This window comes from Mesorhizobium sp. C120A, assembly GCF_030323105.1.
Lineage (GTDB): Bacteria > Pseudomonadota > Alphaproteobacteria > Rhizobiales > Rhizobiaceae > Mesorhizobium.
Genome location: NZ_CP100476.1, coordinates 587853 through 603930, shown reverse-complemented (window position 1 = coordinate 603930; position 16078 = coordinate 587853). Strand labels below are relative to the sequence as shown.

General features: G+C 62.8%; 17 protein-coding genes. 12 read left to right on the top strand and 5 right to left on the bottom strand.

Going from position 1 to position 16078, the window contains the following annotated elements; genetic code table 11:
- Window positions 1–107: 107 nt before the first annotated feature.
- A complete protein-coding gene (locus tag NL532_RS02915; RefSeq protein ID WP_023681343.1) occupies window positions 108–953 on the top strand; it encodes an LOG family protein in 846 nt (281 codons plus the stop codon).
- An 80-nt stretch (window positions 954–1033) separates the two neighbouring features.
- Here NL532_RS02915 and NL532_RS02910 read toward each other — a convergent pair whose 3' ends face one another.
- Window positions 1034–1753: a pyrimidine 5'-nucleotidase gene (locus tag NL532_RS02910; RefSeq protein WP_023687469.1), complete on the bottom strand. Its 720-nt coding sequence runs from the start codon at window positions 1751–1753 to the stop codon at window positions 1034–1036.
- A gap of 175 nt (window positions 1754–1928) precedes the next feature.
- Between NL532_RS02910 and NL532_RS02905 the strand changes: the two genes are divergently transcribed.
- The 3 genes from NL532_RS02905 to NL532_RS02895 all read left to right on the top strand — a co-directional run bounded on the left by NL532_RS02905 (window position 1929) and on the right by NL532_RS02895 (window position 4475).
- A complete protein-coding gene (locus NL532_RS02905) occupies window positions 1929–2690 on the top strand; it encodes a GGDEF domain-containing protein (RefSeq protein ID WP_023828840.1) in 762 nt (253 codons plus the stop codon).
- Between the two features lie 178 nt (window positions 2691–2868).
- Window positions 2869–3039 (top strand): hypothetical protein, encoded by a 171-nt coding sequence (locus tag NL532_RS02900; RefSeq protein WP_023681346.1) that lies wholly within the window; start codon window positions 2869–2871, stop codon window positions 3037–3039.
- Window positions 3036–4475 (top strand): GMC oxidoreductase, encoded by a 1440-nt coding sequence (locus tag NL532_RS02895; RefSeq protein WP_023681347.1) that lies wholly within the window; start codon window positions 3036–3038, stop codon window positions 4473–4475. Before NL532_RS02900 ends, NL532_RS02895 begins: the two co-directional genes overlap by 4 nt.
- Window positions 4476–4670: 195 nt before the next feature.
- Here the strand turns inward: NL532_RS02895 and phhA are convergent, their stop codons facing one another.
- Window positions 4671–5507 carry a phenylalanine 4-monooxygenase gene (gene phhA, locus NL532_RS02890; RefSeq protein ID WP_023681348.1) on the bottom strand — a complete coding sequence of 279 codons (837 nt, stop codon included), beginning with the start codon at window positions 5505–5507 and terminating at the stop codon, window positions 4671–4673.
- A 139-nt stretch (window positions 5508–5646) separates the two neighbouring features.
- Here phhA and NL532_RS02885 point away from each other — a divergent pair, with 139 nt between their 5' ends.
- From NL532_RS02885 to NL532_RS02875, 3 genes are all read left to right on the top strand, one after another.
- Window positions 5647–6123 (top strand): Lrp/AsnC family transcriptional regulator, encoded by a 477-nt coding sequence (locus NL532_RS02885; RefSeq protein ID WP_023687465.1) that lies wholly within the window; start codon window positions 5647–5649, stop codon window positions 6121–6123.
- 111 nt (window positions 6124–6234) lie between these two features.
- A complete protein-coding gene (bchE, locus tag NL532_RS02880) occupies window positions 6235–7782 on the top strand; it encodes a magnesium-protoporphyrin IX monomethyl ester anaerobic oxidative cyclase (protein ID WP_023681350.1) in 1548 nt (515 codons plus the stop codon).
- A gap of 112 nt (window positions 7783–7894) precedes the next feature.
- On the top strand, window positions 7895–8293 hold the full coding sequence (locus NL532_RS02875) for a RidA family protein (RefSeq protein ID WP_023681351.1): 399 nt from the start codon (window positions 7895–7897) through the stop codon (window positions 8291–8293).
- A 42-nt stretch (window positions 8294–8335) separates the two neighbouring features.
- Here the strand turns inward: NL532_RS02875 and argB are convergent, their stop codons facing one another.
- Together argB and NL532_RS02865 are read right to left on the bottom strand one after the other, a co-directional pair.
- Window positions 8336–9229: an acetylglutamate kinase gene (argB, locus tag NL532_RS02870; RefSeq protein WP_013528489.1), complete on the bottom strand. Its 894-nt coding sequence runs from the start codon at window positions 9227–9229 to the stop codon at window positions 8336–8338.
- A 100-nt stretch (window positions 9230–9329) separates the two neighbouring features.
- Window positions 9330–9752, bottom strand: coding sequence for an amidase (locus tag NL532_RS02865; RefSeq protein ID WP_245270238.1), 423 nt, complete (start codon window positions 9750–9752; stop codon window positions 9330–9332).
- 147 nt (window positions 9753–9899) lie between these two features.
- Here NL532_RS02865 and NL532_RS02860 point away from each other — a divergent pair, with 147 nt between their 5' ends.
- The 5 genes from NL532_RS02860 to NL532_RS02840 all read left to right on the top strand — a co-directional run bounded on the left by NL532_RS02860 (window position 9900) and on the right by NL532_RS02840 (window position 14349).
- Entirely contained in the window at window positions 9900–10439 is a 540-nt protein-coding gene (locus tag NL532_RS02860; RefSeq protein WP_023673234.1) for a sigma-70 family RNA polymerase sigma factor, read from the top strand.
- The gene (locus NL532_RS02855) at window positions 10436–11158 is read left to right on the top strand and encodes an anti-sigma factor (RefSeq protein WP_023673235.1); all 723 of its coding nucleotides are present in this window, start codon (window positions 10436–10438) and stop codon (window positions 11156–11158) included. The genes NL532_RS02860 and NL532_RS02855 overlap by 4 nt, the downstream gene beginning before the upstream one ends.
- 222 nt (window positions 11159–11380) lie before the next feature.
- On the top strand, window positions 11381–11938 hold the full coding sequence (locus NL532_RS02850; RefSeq protein ID WP_023681353.1) for a fasciclin domain-containing protein: 558 nt from the start codon (window positions 11381–11383) through the stop codon (window positions 11936–11938).
- Window positions 11939–12148: 210 nt separating this feature from the next.
- On the top strand, window positions 12149–12649 hold the full coding sequence (msrB, locus tag NL532_RS02845; protein ID WP_023819245.1) for a peptide-methionine (R)-S-oxide reductase MsrB: 501 nt from the start codon (window positions 12149–12151) through the stop codon (window positions 12647–12649).
- Window positions 12650–12801: 152 nt separating this feature from the next.
- Window positions 12802–14349: an FAD-dependent monooxygenase gene (locus NL532_RS02840; RefSeq protein WP_081730954.1), complete on the top strand. Its 1548-nt coding sequence runs from the start codon at window positions 12802–12804 to the stop codon at window positions 14347–14349.
- Between the two features lie 116 nt (window positions 14350–14465).
- Here the strand turns inward: NL532_RS02840 and NL532_RS02835 are convergent, their stop codons facing one another.
- On the bottom strand, window positions 14466–16061 hold the full coding sequence (locus NL532_RS02835) for a DHA2 family efflux MFS transporter permease subunit (protein ID WP_023744900.1): 1596 nt from the start codon (window positions 16059–16061) through the stop codon (window positions 14466–14468).
- Between the last annotated feature and the right edge of the window lie 17 nt (window positions 16062–16078).

Sequence of the window (16078 nt, the reverse complement as noted above, 5' to 3'; positions counted from 1 at the left end):
ACCTTGTTTTGAAAGTCGCGCGGACCCTATGTTAAGGCGTATTGGGGGTCAATCGCGCGTGCGCCATGGGACGGCGCAAGTGAACTGTTGGGACGGGTAGAAAGCATATGACTCCTATGGAAAAGGCGGGATGGACGCCGCTGCCGCATTCGGACGAGGATCTGGAGCGCTCGAAAAGCGTTCCCGACACGCCGCAGACGCGCGCCGAAACCTACCGGCTGGCCTGGAACGATCCCGACTTCATGACGCGCCGGGAATTGCGCGCTGTGCGCTTGCAGCTTGAGCTCTTGAAGCCCGAAATGATCCTGGCCGAGCGCGGCATCCGCTCGACGGTGATCCTGTTCGGCGGCGCGCGTATTCCCGAGCCCGGCGGCGAGGCCTGGGCCGCCAAGAACGAGACGCAGAAGAAAAACCTCGAGGAAAACAGCAAATATTACGAGGAGGCGCGCAAATTCGCCCGCCTCTGCTCACAGCAATCGGCCACGTCCTACTACCGCGAATTCGTCGTCGTCACCGGCGGCGGTCCAGGCGTCATGGAGGCGGGAAATCGCGGCGCCGACGATGTCGGCGCGCCGTCGATCGGCCTCAACATCGTCCTGCCGCACGAGCAGGCGCCGAACGCCTATGTGACCCCGGAGCTGTGCTTCAACTTCCACTATTTCGCCATCCGCAAGATGCATTTCGTCATGCGCGCCAAGGCCGTCGCGGTGTTTCCGGGCGGCTTCGGCACCATGGACGAATTCTTCGAGACGCTGACGCTGATCCAGACCGGCCGCATGGAGCGCGTGCCGGTGATCCTGTTCGGCAAGGCGTTCTGGCAGCGCGCGATCGACCTCGATTTCCTGGCCGAACAAGGCACCATCACGCCCGGCGACCAGGATATCATCGACTTTGTCGACACCGCCGACGAGGCCTGGGGGATCATCAGCCGCTTCTACAAGTTGGGGGAGTAGGGGAACCGGGAATTGAAGAACTGAAGAATTGAGGAAAAGGAGGTCCGGATCGGTCTCCCTTTCACCAGTTCTTCAATTCTTCAGCTCCTCAATTCCTCTACCCCCTCCACTATCCCCGTCAGAAACGTCGCGAGATCGTCGGTGACGAAATCGACGTCGTCCTCATTGGCCGGATCGCGTTCCCAGATCTCGGCAAAGGTCGGCTCGAAATTGCGCGGCACCACCAGCACCGTGGTCATGCCCAGTGATTTCGGCACCTCCAGGTTGCGGGCGAGATCCTCGAACATCACCGCATTGTGTCCGGTGACGGCGTGCAGTTCGGCAAACTTCTCATAGGTCTGCCGCGACGGCTTCGGCGTCAGCCCGGCGGCGACGATATCGAAAATGTCGTCGAAATGGTCGAGTATGCCGAGCTGGCGCGCGGTGCGCTCGGCGTGCCTGCGGTCGCCATTGGTGAAGATGAACTTGCGGCCGGGCAGCTGGCGGATGGCGGTGCCCAGCACCGGATCCGGCACCAGCCACGAATAGTCGATGTCGTGCACCTTTTCGAGAAAATCGTCGGGGTCGATGCCGTGGCGCGTCATCAGCCCGTTCAGCGTCGTGCCATATTCGAGATAGAGTTCCTTCTGCAGCTTGCGCGCTTCCTCGCGCGGCAGCGTGAGCAGTTCTCCGACATAGGCCGTCATCTTGACGTCGATCTGCGAAAACAGATTCGAATGGTGCGGATAAAGCGTGTTGTCGAGGTCGAACACCCAGTCGGTGACATGGGCGAAGCGGGCGGGATCGGGCAGCGTGGTCATGGCGTCCTTATGGCATGAAATATCTGCCGTTCGAACCCCTTTCTGATGTAGAGCTTATCCACAACCTATGTGCATCTAGAGTTGTAAAAATGGGCTCACCATTCAAATTTTAGCCATCACGGAAAGGTGGCCTTCAGGGCTTGCTGGCACAGAGACGGTTCAGTGGGAGCCAGCGATGAGTCGCATAGTCTTAAAGTCCGCCGCGGTCGCATTCGGCTCGGTAGCCATCTCGCTTTTGCTGACGCTGATCATCGTTCCCGCCATGGGTTTTCCGGTCGACCGCACTGTCTGGCTGACATCGACGGTGTGCCCGCTGGCGCTCGCCTGGATCGCCTGCGCCAGCACCTTCTGGCAGAGCGACCGACTGAAAAACGCGCATCGCGATCTCGCCCGCGCGCATGCCCAGCTCGCCGCCGCGCATCGGCGCCTGTCGGCGAAGGCGAGCCGCGACGACATGACCGGCATGCTCAACCGCGAGAGCTTCTTTGCCGCGTTGGACGGCTCGCGGCGCAAATCCGATCGCGGCGCGCTGCTGATCATCGACGCCGACCATTTCAAGGCGATCAACGACAGTTTCGGCCATCTGACCGGCGATGACGCACTGGTGTTGATCGCCAGCGCCATCGAGCACGGCGTCCGCAGCGGCGACGTGCTCGGCCGCATTGGCGGTGAGGAGTTCGGCGCCTTCCTGGTCGGCGCTACGGAAGCCGAAGCCCGGCGCGTGGCCGAGCGCATCCGCCGTGAAGTCGAGCTGGTCCGCTTTCGTCCGGTCGACGAGCGCACGGTGCCGTTGACCGTCTCGATCGGCGGCATCACCTGTGCGCAAGATGCCGATGTCTCGGACCTGATGCGCGCCGCCGACCGCCGGCTCTACGAGGCCAAGCACCGCGGCCGCAATTTGTCGATCCTAGACCGGGATATTTCCGAAGCTGCCTGAGGTGTTGGTGGTGGGGCTGTTAACGGATCGCCAACATTGTTTCCACGCAACTGCGCCGTTTACCGGGTTGTAACTCGTTTATAGGCAAGGCTTGGCACGGGAATGGCATGTCTGGCCGGTACGTGTGCCGTTCAGGGAACGCCATGCGTGGATCGAAGCCCCCATCCAGAGACGTGTCATGAGTTTCTTCATCAGGAAAATATCGCGCCGCACCATCGTGCAGGCGCTGATTGCGATGCCGGCGCTACAGCTTTTTCGCAAGCAGCCTGACAGCGACCGCCCTCCGGCCGATCCCGACGAGATCGTCGTGGTCAATGGCTGGATCCTGAAGCGGAGCGACCTGGCATGATCTTCGACAGCTATGAGGCGTTTCGAGCCTCGGATTTCAAGCCCAAGGTCTGCATTCTCGGCTCCGGGCCGGCCGGCACCACCATTGCCAGAAAGCTCGGCGCCGCCGGCATTCCGGTCGTGGTGCTGGAGGCCGGCGCACGCGAATTCAGCGACGAGTCGCAGGATTTCTACCGCGGCTCCACGGTCGGCGATCAATATTTCGATCTCGACATCACCCGGCTGCGCTTCATGGGCGGGTCGTCGAACCACTGGGCCGGCTGGTGCCGCGTGCTCGACAAGCAGGACTTTGAGCCCAAGGCATGGGCGCCGGACACCGGCTGGCCAATCGCCCGGACCGACATCGAGCCCTATCTGCCCGAGGTGCACGACATACTCGAGCTTCCCGACTTCAAGCCCGATGTGCCGATTTCAGACGACATACGCTGGGTGCAGCTGATCAAGAGCCCGGCCGTGCGCTTTGGCGAGAAATTCTCCGACGAGCTCGACAAGAGCAAAAACATAGCGCTCGTGCTCAACACCTATGCCACCGAACTTGCCGGGGACGGCAAACGAGTGACCGGCGCCAGGCTGTGGTCGAACGGCAAGGATGCCGGCGCTTTCAGCGCCGATTATTTCATCGTCTGCGCCGGCGGGCTGGAGAATTCGCGGCTGCTTCTATGGTCGAACCAGCGCTCGAATGGCGGCGTGGTGCCGAACGCCACGGCACTTGGCCGCTACTGGATGGAGCACCCGACCTTCGAGGGCGGCAATGCCATCCTGGCCGATTACAGCGAGTTCGAGGTCGATGCCGTCAACGAGGCGTTCTTCTCGCCGATGCTCGCCGCCATGGAGCGGCTGCAGATCATGAATTTCGGCATACGCCTGATCGAGACGCCCTATGCCGGCGTCAAGAGCCTGATTGCCGACCTTGCCTGCACCGCGCCCGAGGCCGCCGAATGGGTCGCCTACCAGCTCAGCCAGAACCTGCGCTGCGCCGCCCAGCTCTACGTCGCCTGGGAACAGGCGCCGCTGGCCTCGAACCATATCGAATTGTCGAAGACCGATGTCGACCGTGCCGGCGTGCCGCGCATCGAGCTGCACTGGAAGAAGTCGCCGTTGGAGCGCCGCACCATCCTCGAGGGGCTCAAGCTGTTCGGAACGACGCTGATCGAGAAGGACCTCGGCCGCGTCCGCATCATGGACTGGCTGACCAATGGCGAGGACTACCCGACGGATGAGGAACTGGCCGGCCACCATCATATGGGCGGCACGCGCATGGGCACCGATGTCACCAAGAGCGTGGTCGACGCCAACTGCAAGGTGCACGGCATGGACAATCTCTATGTCGGCGGTTCCTCGGTATTCTGCACGTCGGGCGAATGCAACCCGACGACGACGATCACCGCACTTGCCTGCCGGCTAGGCGACCATCTGACCAAAGTAATCACGGTGTGACGAAGTAATCCCCCCGGTGTGACGAAGTCATCACCGTCTGATTGTCAAAAAAGCGAACGGCGCGACAGGATTGCTGCCGGCGCTACCCATGCCTTGGTGTCGAAACCCTCGGAAATTAGCGCCAACGAGATCTCCCTCCCCTTTGGGGAGGGATTAAGGGTGGGGGTAGGTGCCGCACAAACCCTTCAGGATTTGCTAAACCGTCGCTGGATCCAGTGCTGGCTGCCCCTTGCGGCGGGCGACGATCGCCTTGAAATCGGCGGTCCGGAACGCATCGCGCAACACGTCGAAAGACGGCAGCACGAAATAGGCGCGCTGGAACTTGTCGATCTCGTAGCCGGTGCGCATCACCGTTTCGAGGTCGAAGGGCACGTGGTGCGCGTCCGGGCTCGCGACGGCGAACTGCAATTCGGTGAACGACGACATCAGCCCGGCGCCGAAAGCTTTCAGCTTCTGGCCCTCCTCCTGTATCAGCCCGTATTCGGCGGTGTACCAGTACAGCCGGGTGATCATCTCGTCACCGCCCAGCGCAATCACGCTCTCGGCCTTTTCGCCATACATCTGCATGAAGTCGGCAAACACCGGCTGCGTCAGGATGGGCACATGGCCGAAGAAGTCGTGGAACATGTCGGGTTCGACGATGTAGTCGAGCTCGTCCTTGGTGCGCAGCCAGTTGGTTACCGGAAAGCGCCGGTTGGCGAGATGGTCGAAGAAGGGCGCGGCCGGGATGAGGCCAGGCACGGCGACGATTTCCCAGCCGGTCAGCTTGCGCAGCTTGTCTGAGACCGCGCCGAAATCCGGGATCTCGTCGAGCAGGCCGAGCGCGGCGATCCCATCGAGATAGGAATGGTGCGCCAGCTTCTGCGTCAGCTTGGTCTGCCGGTCGCACAGCGTGCGCCACACCGCTTGTTCGTCGGCGATGTAGTTGTAGCCCTGCGCCACGGTGAAGTCGGAACGGCACACCGAATAGTCGCCACGCAGGCCTTGCGCCGCGCAATCACGGGCATATTCGGCAACGCTCATCGTCGTCATGGTTCTTCTCCCCTGATCGTGACACTTGAATATGTCCGCAGAGTCTAGCGGCGGCCGGCGAGGCAATTCAGCTTTGATGATGGCTTGGGTCCATGATTTGAGGTAAAAATCACCAAGCAGAAGCTGAAAGAGAGTGAAAATGCCTCAGTTCGACGATTTCGAGATCAAGATGCTGGATGTTCTTCAGCGCGATGGACGCAAGCCCGTGTCCGAACTGGCGCAGGAGATCGGCCTGTCGACGACGCCTTGCGCCCGCCGCTTCGAGGCGCTGCAGGAGGCCGGCATCATCAAGGGCTTTGCCGCCGTGCTCAACCGCCGCGCCGTCGGCCTGATGGTCGAGGTGTTCATCCAGGTGCGCCTCACCAGCCACAGCGACGGTTCGCCCGAAACCTTCATCGCCGCCGTGCAACGCATGGACGAAGTGTCGTCATGCTGGACGATGACCGGCGACCACGATTTCCTGCTGCACGTCATGGTGCCGTCGGTCGACGAACTCAACGCCTTCGTCATGCACCGCCTGATGCGCCTTGCCGGCGTGCGCGACGTTCACACCCAGCTGGTGCTGCAGAACATCAAGGGCCCGGGCCACGTGCCGCTCGCCCACCTCAGGCGGTAGGACACGCATCGCCATTTCTGCGGAAAAGCTGCACGCAAACTGCTGAACGGAGCCCAAATGCGAAACTGAAACGCCGGCTACGCCATGCGGACCGTCGCTCAAAGGTCCGTCATGAACATCGTGCTGATCAATCCGCCGCACACCGCCATCGGCAGCCGCGTGCCCGATGACCATCTGCCACCGCTCGGCCTGCTGGCGCTGGGCGGCCCGCTTATCGACGCCGGCCATAAAGTCCGGCTGGTCGATGCCGAATTCGGGCCGATGCCGTTGGAAACGCTGGTGCGCGATGCGCTCAGCGGCCAGCCCGATTGCATCCTGATCGGCCATTCCGGCTCGACCTCGGCGCATCCCACCGCGCTCGCGATCGCCCGCATGGTCAAGGCGCTCGAGCCGGCGACGCTTGTGATCTATGGCGGCGTGTTCCCGACCTATCACTGGCGCGACATACTGGCGGCGAGCGATGTCTTCGACTTCATCGTGCGCGGCGAGGGCGAGGCAACCATCCTTGCCCTGGTCGTGGCACTGGACAATCGCCGGCCACTGGCCGATGTCGCGGGTATCGCCTATCGCGACGATCTCGGCCGCCCCTTCGCGACGCGGCCGGCCGGGACCACTGCCAATCTGGACGAGTACCGCGTCGGCTGGGAGCTGATCGATCACCGCCGCTACAGCTATTGGGGCGGCAAGCGCGCCGTGGTCATGCAGTTTTCGCGGGGCTGCCCGCATCTGTGCAACTATTGCGGCCAGCGCGGTTTCTGGACCCGCTGGCGGCACCGCGACCCCAAGAAATTTGCGCAGGAGATTGCCTGGCTGCACCGCCAGCACGGCGTCGAACTGATCAACCTCGCCGACGAAAACCCGACCGTATCGAAGAAGGTTTGGCGCGCCTTTCTCGATGCGCTGATCGCCGAGAACGTGCCGGTGCTGATCGTCGGCTCGACCCGGGCCGACGACATCGTGCGCGATGCCGACATCCTGCACCTCTATCGCAAGGCCGGCGTCATCCGCTGGCTGCTCGGCATGGAAAACACCGACGAGCAGACGCTTCAACTGATCCGCAAGGGCGGCAGCACCTCATCCGACCGCGAGGCGATCCGGCTGCTCCGCCAGCATGGCATACTGTCCATGGCGACCTGGGTGGCTGGGTTCGAGGATGAGACCTTTCGCGATCTGTGGCGCGGCTTTCGCCAGCTGCTTGCCTATGACCCCGACCAGATCCAGGCGCTCTATGTCACGCCGCACCGCTGGACGCCGTTCTTCCGCATCGCCAAGGACCGCAAGGTGATCCAGACGGATGCCCGGCTGTGGGACTACAAGCACCAGGTGCTGCAGATGACGCGGCTGAAACCGTGGATGCTGTTCTTCTCGGTCAAGCTGATCGAGGTCGCGGTGCAGTCGCGGCCGAAGGCGCTGGCGCGCATTCTCTTCCACCCCGATCCCGAACAGCGCCATTCGATGCGCTGGTACACGCAAATGGGCCGCCGCGTGTGGTTCCGCGAGGTCTGGGGTTTTCTGGCCCGCGACCGCCGCCTCAAGGATGGTCCGACGCTGGCTGAGTTCTGGGGCGCTCCGCAGGATGCCGATGAGGAATCCATGGTCGTCATGCGCCCGTCGCGCAAGCCGGCCGAAGCGGCTGTCGCGATCTCGGCCGGCGCCTGACAGGCTCGCTGCCATTCACAGATACGTACCGTATGCGTATTGACATACGCAGCGTATGTACCCACCTCATGCATACGGGACGTATGTGAGTGCCCCGGACAATGGAGTGAAAATGACCAAACGTGACGCGATCTTTCCTGCCGGCAGGCAGGCTCTCTACGAGATCAATCGCTATTCTGCTGCAATCCGATCGGGCGATCTTTTATTCGTCTCGGGCCAGGTCGGCAGCCGCGAGGACGGGTCGCCCGAACCTGTCTTCGAAAAGCAGGTCCAGCTTGCCTTCGACAATCTCGCGGCAGTGCTGAAAGCAGCGGGCGCCACGTTCGACGATGTAGTCGACGTGACCACCTTCCACACCGATCCGGCAGCGCAATGGCCCGTGATCGATGCCGTTCGGCTGAAGGTGTTCGGTGAACCGCCCTACACCAATTGGACGGCGGTCGGCGTCAACTGGTTAGCCGGCTTCGACTTCGAGATAAAGGTCATCGCGCGCCTGCCCCAGCCTGCCTAAGGGCTGGCCAGCCGACCAACTGGCCGCCAAGCCAGTTGCCGATCAGGGCACGATCAGCGTGCCGGCGCCGTGTTCGGTGAACAGTTCCAGAAGCACCGCATGCGGCGTCTTGCCGTTGAGGATGACGACGCCTTCGACGCCGCGCTCGATCGCCTCGATGCAGGTCTCGACTTTGGGGATCATGCCGCCCGACACCGTGCCGTCCTTGATCAGCGCCTTGGCTTCGGCCACCGTCAGCTCGTCGATCAGCTTCTTGTTCTTGTCGAGCACGCCGGGCACGTCGGTCAGGAACAAAAGGCGCGTCGCCTGGCAGGCGCCGGCGATGGCACCGGCGAAGGTGTCGGCATTGATGTTGTACGTGTGGCCGTCGCGGCCGGGCGCCACCGGCGCCAGCACCGGGATCATTTCCGAGCGTGCCAGCAGGTCGAGCAGGGTGCGGTCGACCTCGACCGGCTCGCCGACGAAACCGAGATCGAGCACACGCTCGATGTTGGAGTCCGGGTCGATCATGGTCTTGCGCGCCTTTTCGGCGAACACCATGTTGCCGTCCTTGCCGCACAGGCCGATCGCCCATTCGCCCTCGGCGTTGATCAGCGCGACGATCTCCTTGTTGATCGAACCGGCCAGCACCATCTCGACGATCTCGACCGTCTTCTGGTCCGTGACGCGCAGCCCGCCTTCGAACTTGGATTCGATGCCCATCTTGGCCAGCATGGCGCCGATCTGCGGCCCGCCGCCATGGACGACGATCGGGTTGACGCCGGACTGCTTCAGCAGCGCGATGTCACGGGCGAAAGCCTTGCCGAGCTCGATATCGCCCATGGCATGACCGCCATATTTCACCACCACCGTCTTGTGCTCGTAGCGCTGCATATAGGGCAGGGCCCGCGAGAGCAGGGCGGCCTGCATTTCGGCGGTGGCGGTGATCTCCGTCATCGGCATGGTTCCCTGGATGCGGGTAAGGACGGCGGCGTCTTAGCGGGAATTGGCCTAGGCCGCAAACAGCTTTGCTATCACGATGATGAAATCTGCCGGATCAGGCCGGCACCTTGAGCGGCGCCCGCCGCGTCAGCCAGCCGGAAATCTTCTCCATCTGCGCGGCGAGCGACAAGAACGTCTGCTCGTCGCCGGGGCGGCCGACGCCCTGGATGTCGAGCGGCAGGCCATTCTGGATCGCCGGCCAGTGGTGAACCACAGGCTCTTGTCCATCAATTGCCCAAACAGGGATCTGATCTCCAAGAGACGGGTCAAATGCAATTTGTCGAGCAGGTTTTCGATGAGCTCGCGGCCCCCTTCGGGTCCATGGCGCCTCAGGCAAGCGGCGGATGCGCAATGATCGGGTTGCCTCGGCGCGCGCGATCGCAGCATCGACAAGGTCCGGCGGCGAGATCTCGCCTCTATGCACCAGCTCCGCCAAGCCGGTTGCATCGTTCTCCCACAGCATCTGTTCGGCCGACATTGCTGTTCCCCTTTCTGCGGGAGGCTAACGACAGCCGATTTCCTTGGCACCGACCGGCGATTACTGGCGATCGGGCGCGGACATCGTTTGCGTGGACAACAAGATTTCTGCCTTTGCAAATAAATCGTGATCGCTTAGCTTGTCCGTATGACGCCGCAGGATATCTCCACCCTGATTGTCCGGACCTCGATGAAGGATCGGACTGCGTTCGATCTGCTTTACCGGCAAACCAGTGCGAAACTTTTCGGCGTGTGCCTTCGTGTATTGAAGGATCGCGGAGATGCGGAAGAAGCGCTGCAAGAGGTCTTCGTCAAAGTGTGGACGAAGGCGGACCGTTTCGCTGTTTCCGATCTAAGCCCAATCTCCTGGCTGGTGGCCATAGCACGCAATCATGCGATTGATCGCATCCGGTCGCGACGCAAGCCCGCTGCCGATATCGATGCCGCGCTCGACGTGGCTGACCCCGGTCCGGGGCCAGAGGCTATGGTTGTTGCGGGCGGTGAATCCGAGCGCATCTATCAGTGCCTTGAAGAGTTGGAACAAGACCGGGCGCAAGCCGTTCGGGGTGCTTATTTGAACGGCGAAAGTTACGCCGAGCTCGCGGAACGTCACAAGGTTCCGCTCAACACGATGCGGACATGGCTGCGCCGCAGCCTGTTGAAACTTAGAGAATGTCTGGAAAGATGACCCTGGCAGAAGAAAATGGACCGGAACGTGGAGGCGACGACCTGCTCGCAGCCGAATACGTTCTCGGCGTGCTGCCGGCGGATGAGCGCCAGATAGCCTCCGGACGCATCGACGCGGAGACCGGCTTTGCCCGTCTCGTCGATTCCTGGGAAGTGAATCTCTCGCCGATGGCTGCCGCTTATGCTGAGGTAGAGCCGCCGGCCACCATCAAGCCGGCTATCGATCGCCGGCTGTTCTCCTCCACCGCGGCGTCGACGACGGCCCCGAGCGGCAGCCTGTGGTCCAGCCTTAGCTTCTGGCGCGGCCTCACCGCAGCGGCTCTCGCGGCCCTGGTGCTCTATGTCGCCGTGCCTTACGTCAGGTCGCCGGTCGTCGTGCCGCAGGAGCGCCTCGTCGCCTCGCTGGCTGCCGAAGGCAGCGATGTCAAATACCTCGTCGTCTACGACGCTTCCCGCCGCGATGTCGGCCTGTCGCTGGTTTCGGGCGAACGCGCCGCCGGCAAGGACTTCGAACTGTGGATGATCGAAGGCAAGAATGCGCCGGTCTCGATGGGTGTCATTCCCGCCGGCCAGGTCACGCACATTCCGGTTACCCCGGCAGTGCAGCAGAAGCTGGCGCAAGGCGCCGTGCTTGCCGTCAGCGTCGAGCCGACGGGCGGTTCGACGACCGGACAGCCGACCGGACCGGTCGTTGCCGCGGGCGACCTGAAGGGCATCTGATAAATCGTAAAACCATGACGTCACAATGAAGACAGCGGAAGTACATCTTCCGCTGTTTTCGTTTTGGATACGCTGCTGGAGATTAGAGGTTCGATCTCCGGAGATTAATTCGTCGACAAAATAAAGGAAATTTTTCCCGGCGCGCGGAAACTCAGGCAGTTCTATTTCGTATCTCCTCATGTTCCGAAAGAGGAAACAATAACCCCGAGGAGTTCGAACACTATGCGTAGAATCGCCACCCTTTTGCTCGCCGGTACCATTGCCGTCTCCGCCCTCGCCACAATCGCCTATGCCGAGAATCCGATGGTTGGCGGCGCCGCCATGTACGCCAACAAGAACATCGTCGAGAACGCCGTCAATTCGAAGGACCACACCACGCTGGTCGCCGCCGTCAAGGCTGCCGGCCTGGTCGAGACGCTGCAGGGCGCAGGCCCGTTCACCGTCTTCGCGCCGACCAATGAGGCCTTCGCCGCGCTTCCGGCTGGCACGGTCGAGACGCTGCTCAAGCCCGAGAACAAGGACAAGCTCACCAAGATCCTGACCTGCCATGTCATCGGCGCTAAAGCGATGGGCGCCGATGTCGCCTCGATGGCCAAGGCCGATGGCGGCACCCATAAGGTCAAGACGGTCGGCGGCTGCGAGCTGTCGCTCAAGGCTGACGGCGGCAAGGTCACCGTGACCGACGAGAACGGCAATGTCGCCAATGTGACGATCGCCGATGTCGAGCAGTCGAACGGCGTCATCCACGTCATCGACAAGGTCCTGCTGCCGAAGATGTAACAAAGCCCTGCCGCCGACGAACAGGCGGTAAGCTCCTGCAGATTGCGCGGCCCCGCCCCCGTGGGCCGAGCAAACGACCGAGCGCTCCATCCCGTCCGCAACAAGCGCGGAGCCGGTGTGGAGCGTTCGTTTGCAGGGCAACCGTCACCGGCTTTTGATTTTCCAGTGGCGGCCAAATCTGGCAAAACAACCCGCAGGAGGATTTCTGTCATGAACCGTCGCGACTTGCTTTTGAGTGGCGTCGCCGTTGCCGCATTTGCCGGCGCGGTGGCAACGCTGCGCATGGGCGGACCCCAACCCGCCAGAGCTGCTGAAACCTTCGAGGTCACCAAGACCGACGCCGAGTGGCACGCCATCCTGTCGGATGAAGCCTTCAACGTGCTGCGCAAGGAAGGCACCGAGTATCCCGGCACCAGCCCGCTGCTCAACGAGCACCGCAAGGGCATTTTCGCCTGCGCCGGCTGCGACCTGCCGGTCTATTCCTCGGAGACCAAGTTCGATTCCGGCACCGGCTGGCCGAGCTTCTGGCAAGAGATTGCCAACGCCGTCGGCAAGACCGAGGACCGTTCGCTGGGCATGACCCGCACCGAGGTTCATTGCCGCCGCTGCGGCGGTCATCTCGGCCATGTCTTCGACGATGGCCCGGCGCCGACCGGCCTGCGCCACTGCATCAACGGCGTTGCGCTCAGCTTCAAGCCGGCAACTGCCTGACCGTTCGGCGTCTTTTAGCGGGGTGGGGATTTGGAGCCGGCGTGACGACCGCCTCCTATCTCTTGAAATGGGGCGAAAACAGTCAACTTCAAGAATTGGCAGACGGTTTTTTATGCGTAGATTCCGCAGCCCTAACGAGAGGGCCAGAATCTATGCAACCAACCAAAGCACGGGCTCGCGACGGCGAGCCCAAATCGACCGCCAAATCGACCGACGGTGTTGATGCGGACCGGCCGCGAATATCCCATTCCGTGGTGATCGCCGGCGGCGGCCCGACCGGGTTGATGCTGGCCGGCGAGCTTTCCCTGGACGGCATCGATGTCGCCATCGTCGAGCGGCGCGAGAACCAGGATCTCGCCGGCGCGCGCTCGGGCGGCCTGCATTCGCGCACCATCGAGATCTTCGACCAGCGCGGCATTGCCGATCGGTTCCTGTCGCAAGGCCAGACCGCACAGGTCGCAGGCTTCGCCGGCGTTTCGCTTGATATCAGCGACTTCCCCACCCGCCACAATTACGGGCTGGCGCTGCGGCAAAAGCACATAGAGCGCATCCTTGCCTGCTGGGTCGATGAACTTGGCGTCACGGTCTACCGTGGCCGCGAGGTGACAGGCTTCGTGCAGGATGGCGGCGGCGTCGATGTCGCACTGAGCGATGGCGGGTCGCTTCGTGCCGATTATCTTGTCGGCTGCGACGGCGGCAGAAGCCTCGTGCGCAAGGCGGCGGGCATCGAGTTCCCCGGTTCCGAGCCGACAACCAGCAATTTGATCGCCGAGGTCGAGGTAACGGAAGAGCCGCAATGGGGTATCCACCGCGATGCCATCGGAATTCACGGCCTCAGCAGACTGGAAGACGGTACGGTGCGGGTGCTGGTGACCGAACGCGAGGTCGGGGCCGGCGGCGTGCCCACGTTGCATGAGCTCAGCGAGGCGCTCATTGCCGTCTACGGCACCGATTACGGCGTCCACAATCCAACATCGCTGGCCCGCTTCACCGACATGACCCGGCAGGCAGCCTCATATCGCAAGGGGCGGGTGCTGCTCGCCGGCGACGCCGCGCATGTCCATCCGCCGGACGGCGGACAGGGTCTGCAGACCGGTGTGCACGACGCGGTCAATCTGGGCTGGAAGCTCGCCCAGGTGGTCACAAATACCGCGCCGGAAAGCCTGCTCGACACCTATCAGGCAGAACGCCACCCGGTTGCCGCGCGCGTATTGAAAAACACCATGGCGTCAGTCGCGCTCCGTCGCGAAGACGAGCGTACCAAAGCGTTGCGCGATACAATGGCCGAACTGCTCGCCATGGAAGAGCCGCGCAAGCGTTTTGCCGGGATGATGTCCGGCCTGGACATTCACTACGATCTTGGCGAAGGGCATCCGCTGCTGGGACGTCGCATGCCTGATCTCGACCTCGTCACCGCTGCTGGGCCGGCGCGGGTCTTTGCCCTGCTGCACGACGCCCGGCCGCTGCTGCTCAACTTTGAAAAACCCGGCGCTTTGGACATCCGCCCGTGGGCTGATCGGGTTCGGTCTGTCGACGCCAGCTACGATGGCGTCTGGGAGCTTCCGGTGCTGGGGGCAGTCGAAGCCCCATGCGCAGTGCTGGTCCGGCCTGACGGTTATGTGGCCTGGGTCGGCGGCCCTGAAGCAGCCGGGCTAACCGACTCGCTGACCAAATGGTTTGGGGCGCCTGCCGCAGCATAGCGCGCCGGGTGTTCGACCAAGGAGCTTGATAACGATCGATGCTTAAGCGTGACCCCGGAAATCGGGGGTGATTTCCGGGGTCACACATGAGGGCGCCAGGCGGGGGTCCGGCGCGCTCAATGGCCTCCGCCACCGCTGCCCGCGGGCGGCGCCGGCTTGGCGATGACCAGGGTGAAGACCGCCATGGTCGCGAACAGCACGGTCAGCATGGTGAACACGTCCATGAACGACAGCAGCGACGCCTGCTGCTGGACCATGCCCGACAGTTTGGAGATCGCCGCCTTGGTGGCGTCGAGGCCGGGAGTCTGCTGGAAGTCGAGCGTCATGTTCTGCAGCTTGGTCTGCGCCGCCGCACTGCCCCATTCCACATGCTCGGCCAGCCTGGCGTAGTGGAAGGCGCTGCGATCGATCAGCACGGTGTTGATGACGGCAAGGCCGACCGCACCGCCGAGGTTGCGGGTCAGGTTGAACAGGCCCGACGCGTTCTTCAGCCGGTCCGGCGGCAAGGTGCCGAGCGCAATGTTGTTGATCGGCACCATGCACAGCATCATCGAGCTGCCGCGCAGGATCTGCGGGATCAGCAATTCCCAGAAATCCCAGTCGGCGGTCAGATGCGTCATCCACCATGTGCCGGCAGCGAAGCCGAACAGCCCGATCATCATCATGATGCGCAAATCCATCTTGCTCGACAGGATGCCGGAAATCGGCGCAGTGACGAACATCGCCAGGCCGCTGACGAACAGGGCTTCGCCGATCATCATGGAATCGTAGCCGCGGATGCGCCCGAGGAACACCGGGTAGAGATAGGTCAGACCGTACAGGCCGATGCCGATGACGAAGGAGAACAGCGAACCGAAGGCGAAATTGACGTTGGTGAAGGCCCTGAGATCGACGATCGGCTCCTCGGCGGTGAAGGCACGCCAGAAGAACAGCGCCGCACCGACAACCATGATGATGGCGCAGATGAACACGGCCTGTTCCTGCAGCCAGTCATGGTTCGGACCTTCCTCGAGCACATATTCCATGCAGCCGAGAAACGCCGCCATGCCGGCAAGGCCCCACCAGTCGAACTTGCTGAACAGGCCGAGATTGGGCTTGTCGAAATCGATCAGGGTCCAGGTCGTGACCGTCACCAGAATGCCTGGAATGACATTGATGAGGAACAGCCAGTGCCACGACATGGCATGGCTGATATAGCCGCCGACGGTCGGGCCGATGGTCGGCGCCAGCGTCGCCACCAGGCCGATCATCGGCGACACCATGGCGCGGCGCGACGGCGGGAAGATGGTGAAGGCGGCGGCGAAAACGCTCGGGATCATGCCGCCGCCGATAAAGCCCTGGATGGCGCGGTAGACGATCATCTGGTCGATGTTGGTGGCGGTCGCGGCCAGCGCGCTGGCCGCCGTGAAGCCGGCCGCGGCGCCTGCAAACAGCACGCGCGTCGACAGCATCCGGCTGAGGAAGCCCGACAGCGGGATCATCACCACTTCGGCGATCAGATAGGCGGTCTGCACCCATGGGATTTCATCGGAACTGGCGCTGAGGCCGGCCTGGATCTCGGCCAGCGAGGCTGAGACGATCTGGATGTCGAGGATCGCCATGAACATGCCGAACACCATCGCCAGGAAGGCGATGAGGCGGCGCGTCGAGATGGTCGTCGGCACCGCCGGCATGGCAGGGGCCGCTCCTGCTGTTATGGTTGCGGTTGCCATGGCGTTATCCCCTTGCG

What these genes read in the sequence shown, in the direction of transcription:
- msrB (WP_023819245.1), top strand. Translation starts at nt 12,149, where the DNA reads ATGAACCGTCGCGACTTGCTTTTGAGTGGCGTCGCCGTTGCCGCATTT.
- NL532_RS02835 (WP_023744900.1), bottom strand. Translation starts at nt 16,061, where the DNA reads ATGGCAACCGCAACCATAACAGCAGGAGCGGCCCCTGCCATGCCGGCG.
- NL532_RS02895 (WP_023681347.1), top strand. Translation starts at nt 3,036, where the DNA reads ATGATCTTCGACAGCTATGAGGCGTTTCGAGCCTCGGATTTCAAGCCC.
- NL532_RS02905 (WP_023828840.1), top strand. Translation starts at nt 1,929, where the DNA reads ATGAGTCGCATAGTCTTAAAGTCCGCCGCGGTCGCATTCGGCTCGGTA.
- NL532_RS02840 (WP_081730954.1), top strand. Translation starts at nt 12,802, where the DNA reads ATGCAACCAACCAAAGCACGGGCTCGCGACGGCGAGCCCAAATCGACC.
- argB (WP_013528489.1), bottom strand. Translation starts at nt 9,229, where the DNA reads ATGACGGAGATCACCGCCACCGCCGAAATGCAGGCCGCCCTGCTCTCG.
- NL532_RS02865 (WP_245270238.1), bottom strand. Translation starts at nt 9,752, where the DNA reads ATGTCGGCCGAACAGATGCTGTGGGAGAACGATGCAACCGGCTTGGCG.
- phhA (WP_023681348.1), bottom strand. Translation starts at nt 5,507, where the DNA reads ATGACGACGATGAGCGTTGCCGAATATGCCCGTGATTGCGCGGCGCAA.
- NL532_RS02875 (WP_023681351.1), top strand. Translation starts at nt 7,895, where the DNA reads ATGACCAAACGTGACGCGATCTTTCCTGCCGGCAGGCAGGCTCTCTAC.
- NL532_RS02860 (WP_023673234.1), top strand. Translation starts at nt 9,900, where the DNA reads ATGACGCCGCAGGATATCTCCACCCTGATTGTCCGGACCTCGATGAAG.
- NL532_RS02915 (WP_023681343.1), top strand. Translation starts at nt 108, where the DNA reads ATGACTCCTATGGAAAAGGCGGGATGGACGCCGCTGCCGCATTCGGAC.
- NL532_RS02910 (WP_023687469.1), bottom strand. Translation starts at nt 1,753, where the DNA reads ATGACCACGCTGCCCGATCCCGCCCGCTTCGCCCATGTCACCGACTGG.
- NL532_RS02900 (WP_023681346.1), top strand. Translation starts at nt 2,869, where the DNA reads ATGAGTTTCTTCATCAGGAAAATATCGCGCCGCACCATCGTGCAGGCG.
- bchE (WP_023681350.1), top strand. Translation starts at nt 6,235, where the DNA reads ATGAACATCGTGCTGATCAATCCGCCGCACACCGCCATCGGCAGCCGC.
- NL532_RS02855 (WP_023673235.1), top strand. Translation starts at nt 10,436, where the DNA reads ATGACCCTGGCAGAAGAAAATGGACCGGAACGTGGAGGCGACGACCTG.
- NL532_RS02850 (WP_023681353.1), top strand. Translation starts at nt 11,381, where the DNA reads ATGCGTAGAATCGCCACCCTTTTGCTCGCCGGTACCATTGCCGTCTCC.
- NL532_RS02885 (WP_023687465.1), top strand. Translation starts at nt 5,647, where the DNA reads ATGCCTCAGTTCGACGATTTCGAGATCAAGATGCTGGATGTTCTTCAG.